The 6,455-nt window shown below is 54.5% G+C and carries 6 protein-coding genes; 1 reads left to right on the top strand and 5 read right to left on the bottom strand.

Going from position 1 to position 6,455, the window contains the following annotated elements:
• Positions 1–34: 34 nt before the first annotated feature.
• On the top strand, positions 35–367 hold the full coding sequence (locus RMSM_RS39140; RefSeq protein WP_236622408.1) for a group II intron maturase-specific domain-containing protein: 333 nt from the start codon (positions 35–37) through the stop codon (positions 365–367).
• Between the two features lie 62 nt (positions 368–429).
• Here RMSM_RS39140 and RMSM_RS33450 read toward each other — a convergent pair whose 3' ends face one another.
• The 5 genes from RMSM_RS33450 to RMSM_RS33425 form a co-directional block, all read right to left on the bottom strand.
• Positions 430–1,179 (bottom strand): SMI1/KNR4 family protein, encoded by a 750-nt coding sequence (locus tag RMSM_RS33450; protein WP_040770857.1) that lies wholly within the window; start codon positions 1,177–1,179, stop codon positions 430–432.
• Positions 1,180–1,206: 27 nt separating this feature from the next.
• On the bottom strand, positions 1,207–1,548 hold the full coding sequence (locus tag RMSM_RS33445; RefSeq protein WP_008708246.1) for a hypothetical protein: 342 nt from the start codon (positions 1,546–1,548) through the stop codon (positions 1,207–1,209).
• A gap of 410 nt (positions 1,549–1,958) precedes the next feature.
• Entirely contained in the window at positions 1,959–3,626 is a 1,668-nt protein-coding gene (locus tag RMSM_RS33435) for a DUF2339 domain-containing protein (RefSeq protein ID WP_008708243.1), read from the bottom strand.
• Between the two features lie 709 nt (positions 3,627–4,335).
• Positions 4,336–5,523 (bottom strand): SGNH/GDSL hydrolase family protein, encoded by a 1,188-nt coding sequence (locus RMSM_RS33430; protein ID WP_008708240.1) that lies wholly within the window; start codon positions 5,521–5,523, stop codon positions 4,336–4,338.
• 81 nt (positions 5,524–5,604) lie between these two features.
• Positions 5,605–6,455, bottom strand: an 851-nt coding sequence (locus tag RMSM_RS33425; protein ID WP_040770853.1) for a solute symporter family protein, incomplete at its 5' end; no start/stop codon positions are given.

Here is a 6,455-nt window from a genome sequence, read left to right as displayed (position 1 = left end):
TCCTTATGCGATTGGTTGGCTTGGGTATTTCCAGTTGGACCAAGTCGAGACAACTTTCAGTACGCTCGACAAGTGGCTTCGGCGACGGGTTCGGGCATGTTACTGGAAGCAGTGGAAGAAGTCGAAAACACGTCTTCGCAACCTGATGTCATTGGGCTTGTCGAACCGGGAAGCTCGGCCGTTCGCGTTTAGCGGCAAAGGCCCATGGCGTCTTTCCAAGACGTCGGGAGTCCAGCGTGCGTTATCGAACGAGTACCTAAAGAGTGAGGGCTTACCCAAGTCTAGAAGAACGCCCGCAACCGCTTGCATCCTCGTGGCGAATCGCCCCCCTTTGAATCGTTATTGTGCGGACCCGCATGCTAGGTGATGTGGGAGGGGCGCCGGAGCAATCCGGCCCCCTATCCCGATACCCATGGGTCTGCGTCTTGCTCATTCGACCCACTGACCGAATCGATTGAGAAACTCCTTCTCCTCGCTGTACGTCCATTTGGAATCTTGTTTTACGCCAGTGTCGTCCCCGGACAGTTCGTTTCGACGGTCAAGCTCGAGAAGTTCCTCGAAGTAATTGCCAACGGATGGGTAGAACATGTAGCCAATATCGTCGTGAACCGTATAGAAAAAACATGATTCGTCGTGGCGTCGATTGGGATCGTAGAAATAGCCATCACCAGCACCATTCTCGAGTACGCCCACCCAGGAGTACCTGAACCCGAGCCAAGCGTCCTGAAGCTCGCGTACCTCGGACGATTTTGATTCGTCGGGATTCCGAAGATAATTGCGGGCGTCCAGGGCTTCTTTCAGTGGGACAAATCGCATGTAGGGAAATGCATCTATGCCCGGTGATGGAGCGGATCCGTTCCGCCAGGAGTATAGCGTTCTCAGTTCGTCTGTGAGAGTGATGTCGTATTCACGCTCAAGTGCCTCTAGTTGCTGCTGAGAAAGTCCTTCCTGAAGTGCCGCATGCGCATCTGGACAAACTCGAAGTAAAACCTGTTCGTATTGGGCAAGCAGTTGAGAGAGTGGAACGTCCGTGCGTTCAGCCAGTTTGGTTGGCTGGGGATACGCCTCATCAGCAGAAGGCGGCGGTGGCAAAAGGTGCTCGACGGATTTTTGCGTGCACGACGCACAAGTCACCATGAAGATCATTGTCAGCGCGAATATGTTTGTCGTGCGTTTCATGAATGTTAAATCGCCGAACGGTAGTCGTCACCTGGGACGGACGATTGATTTTCCATTTGTGAAACCGCGCAAGCCGTCCTCAGGTGCACGGCCTGGTTCTGGTATTTTGCCTTCATCGTACTCGTACTCAGCTTCGCGGTACTCGTACTCGACGCTAGCATCATAATCGGCGGCAGGCTCTGCCACAACGTCCAAACTCGCAAACAAACGCGTCAACATCGATACGATCCGATGCAGCATTTGCTTCAGTTGGCGATGGCGTTCATCGTTGATTGCATTGGTCGCGAGCATGACGATGGCAACCGCCAAGATCCTTTGCGATGGCAAACGATGATGCGACGTATTTGATGGATATCCGGTAAACGTCAAGTCGATCGTGGTCGACGATGGGTTCGGTCATTGGTGCCCCGATTCGAGTAGGAGTACGAGTACCGGCTGGCGCCTGAGTACGAGTACGATTTCGTCAATGCCAGAACGAGGTAATTATCGCCGGTTGGGGTGGCGATAAGCGGACCTTGAGGGTTGTTATCGCCGGTTGGACCTTCGGTTCCCTCGGTGACACGTGGAATGTTATCGCCGGTGCGAGGGAGTGTTATCGCCGGTTGGCGTTTGCTGAGTATGAGGGGCCTGGATTCTTGGGTCAAGCAAAATTGTAATTTGATAATCTGAAATTCAATCAAAACAAACTCAAAGAACTCACCCGAGCAATCGCTTGGGGCTACTCGACCTCTCCCTGAACTTCGTTTAAGACAGGTGGCAGGTCGCGAAGTGCCGTGATGTCACAAACCGGGTTTGTAACGCGGCAATGCGTTCGCCTGGATTGTCGATCGAAGCAGTTTTCGGTGCACTCCGGTTTTCATGGTGGTGATCGCTAGCCCGATTGCGAAACAGGTCAGGCCGGATTGCAGCGGCACATTGCTTTTTCGAAAAATCCCCGCTTGGTGTCCGTCCCAGGCCAACAGCAAGCATAAACCGAACGCCGGTGCGGCGGCGATGTAAAGCCAGCCGATTCGTCGCACGATTTGTAGATAAATCACGGCAACGATTGACAGCGTGATTAGGCCGAGCAAAACGCGTCGGTCCGCTCTTCCGCTTAGATACCACGCGACCATGCTGCCGACCATGATCACGATGATGCCTGCCGCCAGATGTCGTAGTAGCATCGCAAACTCGCTTTCAAATACAGCACCGATCAACATCATCGACATGACCGCAACGACAGCGGCGAGGATCAATCCCGCAAGTGTGTGGTCGTAAGCGTTGCCCGCCATCACGATCGTAAGCGTGCTGAGAACAACCACGGCGAACCATCCGACGTCACTTCGCCAAACGCGTAGGCATACCGCACTGCAAATGATCGCTCCTAACGCAACGATCATCCAATTTTGGACTCCGGCGGCGTAGACGGTTTGGGGCAGTTCAGCGAACACGCCCATGGTGACGATCGAGCCGATCAATCCGTACTCCACATACGTAACTCGCCGAACCGCTAGGTACAGATAGAACAGAACCAATGCCAACAGTGTCACCGTGCTGGCCGAGCCGAACACGAACTGCAAATCGGATTGAATCGGCAGGTAGGTCTTGCCATGGTGCGATAGGCCACAAAACAGCATCAGCGGTGCCGCCGCCATGGTGCCCCAGGCAAACCGAGGAAGCACCCGCTTTGCATCGATCTCGGCCAACAACACCAGGATCGCAAAGGCAATCGGCAGCAGCAAAAACGGCTCAAACCGCACGGAAGATCCGCGAAACCCAAACGACATCCAGATCGCGTGCGTGCGGATCGCGGCGAGCACCACCAGGATCACAAACGCACTGAGCGGATAATACGGCCAATGCCATGGCGTCCCGTTGTGACGGACACGCCGGCGGCCCTTACGCATCGCCGGTGCCAGCAGCAGCATTCCGGCCGCGATCAGGACCGAGTACAACGGGGCTCCCCAATTCGCCAGTTCGTCGTGGCGATGGACGACAGCGTAGCCCAACACGATCGGGGAGGCAAAGAAGATCAGCAGCAGGCTGTAGTAAGAACCGCGGTAAGCGAAGGGAAACCGAATCCGGGTCGCCCGAATCACCGATTCGCTGATCAAGACGGCGAACAGAAAACCGACACAGAGAATCTGCGTGGCAGAATTCCACTGCGTGATCGCTAATTCGTCCAAGGAGGTCGACAGAGCGACGAGGCTGATGATGACGACAAGAAAAATCGAGCGAGCGTCCTGCCAGACTTGGCAAATTCGAATGACGGCAACGCAGGTAACCGCCATCAAAAGAGTATAGGCGGCAATGCCACCGCTGAGTGAAAGCGACCGGCTGATCAGGTCGCCGGCAGACACGGTTGCGGTTTGCAAACCGTACAGAATCAGAAAACAACTAATCAGATAGAACGGATTTTGCGTATACAAAAAACGTCCAAACGAGTGAATCTGCGAACCGCGAGTCATGATAAATCTCCCGCAATAATGAAAAGAATTGTTCGGGAATGACTTCGCAGCGTTCCAGTGCCCAGGTCAATCGATCGTGTTTCCTCGTGTGCGGTTCATAGGGAGGCGTGGGCGGTGATTGGAATGGAGATAAGGGCCGAAGTAATTTCCGAACGATTCCCTCCGAGTTCCCCCCGAAATAATCAAAATGGGGTGGAAACCGGTGTCCGCGGAAATCATCCAGCAGCCGAAAATGACAGGAATTTGTAATGCTGTTGTTACGAATCGGGTGCAGCGAGGGTTCGCGGCGATGTGTTTTTTTTGCGTCGCGGAGGTCGTGGGCGGCTTGTTGTTTTGGCGTGACTCTAGAATGCCTCGTTTAACCGTTAGCCGATAGGCGTACGCATAACGGATGCGAGTACGCCTTCGGTTGACTGTTGAACGACTAAATCAAAATCCGGCCTCTTTCGAGTGGGGCGATCTCACGAAAGTCTTGATCCGATTCCGTGTCGTTTGGCGGAGGGATGCGTGATGCCGATGCCGGCACTAGTTCTATCCTAGACGCAGCGATTTGTTGCAAACCACAAGCCACCTCTCCCGAACGCAGCTTAGGGAGAGATCGGACGGGCCCCACAGTCCTCGTCCGGGTGAGGGCGACCGAGCAAACACAACTGCAAGTCTTGACAACTTCCACTACGGATAGGACGACTCCGATGCGAACATCGTCGCCTCAGTTTGCAACAAACTGTATGATTCGAGCTGCGTTGCCTTTGCTGCGTGTTTCCGCTGCGATCTTTAGCTCGACGGTGTGCTCACCCGCTTTCAAATCAGTGGCGAACATGACGGTCCGGGGATAGTGCAGTCCTTTGCTGTGATGATGATACAGGTCGACAACCTGAAAAGGACCACCATCCAAACTGGCTTTGATCATACCAGCGTCCGGTCCAGCGACCACGTAGGCGCCGATTGCCGTGCCGACGAACGACAACGACACGGTGTCGCCCGCATGCTCACCGCATAACATCGGGATCTCGCGGAAACGCTCGCGAGTACTGCCGGGCAGCAACGACCAATCAGGAACCGCAAGTGTCCATCCGTTTTGAATTTCGGCGGTGGCAGGATCAACGAACCTTCCTCGCCAGTAGCTGGCCGGATCCAACGGCGATGCTGGCAGCGGGTGCGACTGCAACGCTACGTCGCTGCTGAGCGGTGTGTCCCATGCCTTGCTCATCAATGCGTCGATCATCGACGCGGCGATCGCATTGCCCGCCGGTGCGGGATGCACTCCGCCATATTGCTTCCACGTCAGTGTACCGGCGGTGATGCGATCGGCCACTTCGCTCGCCAACCCGATCGTTGACACGTTGTAATGTTCAGCAACGGCGGTATGCGACGCAATCGTCAGCGGCGTTTCGCCCTTTTGCAAATTCGCCAGCATTGATTCGTTGACAAAAAAAGTTATCACCAAATCGATGTTCGGATTAGCGATCCGGGCATGACGCACCAATCCTTCCATCCCACGAATACAAGCGGCTCTGGAGTGATGTGCATCCTGATCATCGTTGACCGCGAACTCGACGAACAACAAATCGATGTCGCCGCGGTCCAGCACATCCGACTGCAATCGAAATGCTCCGGTGTTGGAACAGGTCGATGAGATCCCAGCGTTAATGAAGTTAAATTTTGTCTCCGGAAAACGCCGCTCCAAAATCTCACAAACCATCGGACGGTATCCGTTCATCTCAGTGATCGAACCGCCGATGAACGCCACGTTTCCAGTTTTCGCTTGCTCGAACTTGATCCGAGCATTTTGGAAATTACCGCGATAAGCAACATGGTCCGCAGCGATCCCGCTACTGACGATCAAAGACAAAGCAACCAGAATCAAACAGCGGTACGCAGTAAATCGTCGTTTCATCTTGTCGTAGTTTCGAGTACGTGAAAAACAAAAACAGTGACGCCGAAATCTTGGCGAGTTTCGCTACGGACGAGGGCGGGCTTAGGCGACCGATGTCTCAGATTCGGCTCGCTTGGTCATCAACGATACGACGATCAAGGTCAGGAACGCCAACGGAATCGTGACAATTCCCGGCTGAGTGAACGGCGCGATCGCATCCGCACCCGGCCAACCGTACACTTTCTCGTACGTGTCCGCCGACAACAGGATCCAGCCCAACGAGCTGACCATACCGACAATCACGCTGGAAATCACGCCTTCCTTGGTCGTCCGCTTCCAAAACAACAACATCACCAGCGCTGGCAAATTCGCACTTGCCGCCACACTGAACGCCCACCCGACCAAATAGCTGACATTCATCTCTTTGAATGCAATCCCTAGCAGAATCGCAATCGCTCCGACCACCACGGCAGCCAACTTCGCCACTCGCACCTGGGCGTTCCCGGTCAACTCAATTCCCATTACGCCCCCGATCAAATCGTGAGCCACCGCACCACTGCTGGCCAAAATCAAACCGCTGACAGTTCCTAGTACCGTGGTAAACGCGATCGCCGAGATGATTGCGAACAACCACTGGCTCATGCTGCGAGCCAACAGCGGTGCGGCCATGTTGGTGTCGGTCAAATCCAACGCATTGCTGGTCATCGCCCCGAGTCCGAGGTACAGCGTCAACACGTAGAAGAAGCCAATACTGGTAATTCCCACAATCGTACTCTTGCGAGCCGCCGCGCCGTCTTTAACCGTGTAGTAGCGAATCAAAATGTGCGGCAACGATGCGGTTCCACAAAACAGTGCCAGCATCAACGACAGAAAATTGATTCGGTCAGTCGGTTTCCCGCCGCGAATTCCGGCAAATTTTGGATGTTCACCGGGTCGCAGCACATGAGTCCCCT

It is taken from the genome of Rhodopirellula maiorica SM1 (genome assembly GCF_000346295.1).
GTDB classification, from domain to species: domain Bacteria; phylum Planctomycetota; class Planctomycetia; order Pirellulales; family Pirellulaceae; genus Novipirellula; species Novipirellula maiorica.
The sequence above is the reverse complement of the archived record's forward strand: the minus strand, read 5'-3'. Positions and strand labels throughout refer to the sequence as shown.

Bases quoted from the DNA above. Each gene is read 5' to 3' on its own strand.
- RMSM_RS33450 (WP_040770857.1), bottom strand. From the start codon at position 1,179: ATGAAACGCACGACAAACATATTCGCGCTGACAATGATCTTCATGGTG.
- RMSM_RS33435 (WP_008708243.1), bottom strand. From the start codon at position 3,626: ATGACTCGCGGTTCGCAGATTCACTCGTTTGGACGTTTTTTGTATACG.
- RMSM_RS33430 (WP_008708240.1), bottom strand. From the start codon at position 5,523: ATGAAACGACGATTTACTGCGTACCGCTGTTTGATTCTGGTTGCTTTG.